Here is a 2,706-nt window from a genome sequence, read left to right on the forward strand (position 1 = left end):
GTTTCAGCCACTGATGCTGCCTAGCGCGGTGATCGGCGCCATGGCGGGCTATCTTGCCCTGTGGAGCGTGTACTGGCTGTTCAAGCTGGTAACGGGCAAGGAAGGCATGGGCTACGGCGACTTCAAACTGCTGGCGGCGCTGGGCGCCTGGCTGGGCTGGCAGTATCTGCCTATGGTATTGATCCTTTCCGCCGGTATGGGCGCCATCGTCGGCATTGCGCTGCAGCTCGCCCTGCCCCGTCTGCGTGGCATGCCGATGCCCTTCGGCCCCTACCTGGCCAGCGCCGGCATGATCGCTCTGCTGGTCGGCGAGCCGCTGATGGCCGGCTATGGACGCCTGTTCCTGCCCTAGCCGTATATCCCTTTGCCATATCCAACATGGCGGGTTATGCTCGGGATATACGCAAGATATATCCCCCAGGAACACGGATAAGGAGCACGGATCATGGAGCAGGCCGCCGTATTCAAAAGCAACCGAAGCCAAGCGATACGACTTCCCAAAGCCGTCGCCCTCCCAGATGACGTCAAGAGAGTGGATGTCATTGCCATAGGTCGTACGCGAATCATCACACCTGCCGGGGAATCCTGGGACAGCTGGTTTGACGGCCCAAAGGTTTCAAGCGATTACATGACTGAGCGTGGGCAACCCGCCGACCAGAATCGCGAGGAATTCTGAGTGCTCAAGTACATGCTTGATACGAACATCTGCATTTTTACGATAAAGAATCGCCCTGGTCATGTACGGGAGGCTTTCAGAAAGCATCACCTCCAGATGTGTATCAGTACGGTCACCTTGATGGAACTGATCTATGGAGCTGAGAAATCCGCCGCCCCGGAAAAAAATCTTGAGGTAGTTGAAGGATTTGCTGCTCGCCTCGACGTTTTGAGCTATGACTGTGAAGCAGCAGCCCACAGTGGGCAGCTAAGAGCAGAGTTGGCAAAAAGCGGAACACCTATTGGTCCTTATGATCAGATGATTGCGGGTCATGCTCGATCTCGGGGGTTGATACTCGTTACCAATAACCGACGTGAATTCAATCGCGTACCAGGCCTTCGCTTGGAAGATTGGGTCAATTCAGGTGAGCCTTCATGATCGTTGGCGTAACGGGTGGTATCGCTTCCGGCAAGAGCACGGTGGCGCGGGCCTTCGCGGCACTGGGCGTGCCTTGGGTGGATGCCGACGACGTGGCCCGCGAGGTGGTGGAACCCGGCGAGCCGGCACTGGCCGAGATTGCCGGGCGCTACGGTGAGCGGGTACTTCAGGCCGACGGGAGCTTGAACCGCCGCGCCCTGCGCGAGATCGTGTTCGCCGACGAAAGCGAGCGCCGCTGGCTGGAGTCGGTGACCCACCCGCGCATTCGGCAGCGTATCGTCGCGCACCTCGAGCGGCTGCAGGCCGAGGGCGCACCCTACGTGCTGCTGGTCTCGCCGCTGCTGTTCGAATCGGGCCAGAGCGAGATGGCCGACCGCTGCCTGGTGATCGACGTGTCGGAAAGCCTGCAGATCGCCCGAACCGCTTCCCGCGATGATGTCGACGACGCCCAGGCCCGTGCCATCGTGGCGGCCCAGATGCCGCGTAGCGAACGCCTGGCCCGCGCCGACGATGTGATCGACAATAGCGGTAGCGAAGCAGACCTTGCCGCCCAAGTGGCCGAACTGGACCGACGCTATCGAGAGATGGGAGTTTCATGAGCCAACACAACCAACGCCCCCTGACCGTCGCGTGCCCGCAATGCCGAAAGAAGGTGGAGTGGCGCGAGAGCAATCCCTACCGCCCCTTCTGCAGTGAGCGCTGCAAGCTGATCGACCTGGGTGCCTGGGCCGATGAGTCGCACCGTATTGCCGGCGAGCCGGCGCTCGACGAGAGCAATATCGACGAGTGGCTGGCCCGGGCCGAGCGAGGCGAAGATCGGTGACGCTCGCCCCGGCGCCCACCTATCGGCTGCTGGCCGAGCTGGAGCTCGCCTTCGACAAGCTTATCGAGCGCAGCGAGGCATTAGTGGCAACCTATGCCGCCTCTCCTGCCGAGGCGTGGGCTTTCAAGGCCGAAGCCAGCACCGAGTGGCTGCGCCGTGCCCTGCTCGACTTCTGGTACGCAGATGGTCAGGACGGACGCGCCACACGCAGCCATGTGGGCCTGGTAGCCGCCGACGATGCCTTGATGGCAGCAGTGAGCAAGGTCAACGCCGCCAAGGCCGACTTTGCCGCTCGGCTTGCGCATATTCGCGACCATCACCCGCCGCTACTGGCCGAGGCCAAGGCGGTGCTGCCGTTCCGCCACCCTGAGTTGCACGACCATCTGCGCGGCAGCGGCCTGGCCCGGCTGCACTTAAAGCAGTGCTGGCGAGCCATACCCGTGGCCGAAGCACCGGTGGCCCGAGTGCGCCTGGCCTGGTACGCCAGCGGCCGTTCGATCAAGCGGCTGTCGGTGCGTGAGGTGGAGAAGAAACTGCTGGCACTGGATACCGACGCGCCCCACGTGCGCATTCAGCTGCGCAAGCTGGCCGCCCTGCCTTCGGCCGAGCCGTTGGCACAGGTGCAGAGCCAGGCACCGCTGATGCGCGCCAATCTGTTCTACTGCGAGCCGTTGGAAGACGGTCGCACCCGCCGCGCCATGAACGTGGCGCTGCCGCTGTTCCTGCCTGCCCCGCGCGGCCGGCTGCCCGACCACAACCTGCCGCCGGCCGCGCCGCCCCAGAGCCGTAC

6 protein-coding genes are annotated in these 2,706 nt (G+C 63.1%); all 6 read left to right on the forward strand.

Translation table 11 applies throughout. The features are described from left to right. The coding region (locus B8115_RS15740) for an A24 family peptidase (protein ID WP_010628785.1) at nucleotides 1-352 on the forward strand (352 nt) is incomplete at its 5' end. A gap of 93 nt (nucleotides 353-445) precedes the next feature. Further along, the gene (gene vapB, locus B8115_RS15745) at nucleotides 446-676 is read left to right on the forward strand and encodes a type II toxin-antitoxin system VapB family antitoxin (RefSeq protein ID WP_010628786.1); all 231 of its coding nucleotides are present in this window, start codon (nucleotides 446-448) and stop codon (nucleotides 674-676) included. Continuing rightward, nucleotides 677-1,093, forward strand: a complete 417-nt coding sequence (gene vapC / locus B8115_RS15750; protein WP_010628787.1) for a tRNA(fMet)-specific endonuclease VapC — start codon at nucleotides 677-679, stop codon at nucleotides 1,091-1,093. Further along, nucleotides 1,090-1,692 (forward strand): dephospho-CoA kinase, encoded by a 603-nt coding sequence (coaE, locus tag B8115_RS15755; protein ID WP_010628788.1) that lies wholly within the window; start codon nucleotides 1,090-1,092, stop codon nucleotides 1,690-1,692. Before vapC ends, coaE begins: the two co-directional genes overlap by 4 nt. After that, entirely contained in the window at nucleotides 1,689-1,916 is a 228-nt protein-coding gene (gene yacG / locus B8115_RS15760; protein ID WP_026038166.1) for a DNA gyrase inhibitor YacG, read from the forward strand. The genes coaE and yacG overlap by 4 nt, the downstream gene beginning before the upstream one ends. Next, nucleotides 1,913-2,706 (forward strand): hypothetical protein (locus B8115_RS15765; RefSeq protein WP_010628790.1); only part of this gene is annotated, 794 nt, incomplete at its 3' end. The genes yacG and B8115_RS15765, both read left to right, overlap by 4 nt.

The organism is Halomonas sp. KM-1 (assembly GCF_000246875.1).
Lineage (GTDB): Bacteria > Pseudomonadota > Gammaproteobacteria > Pseudomonadales > Halomonadaceae > Halomonas > Halomonas aerodenitrificans.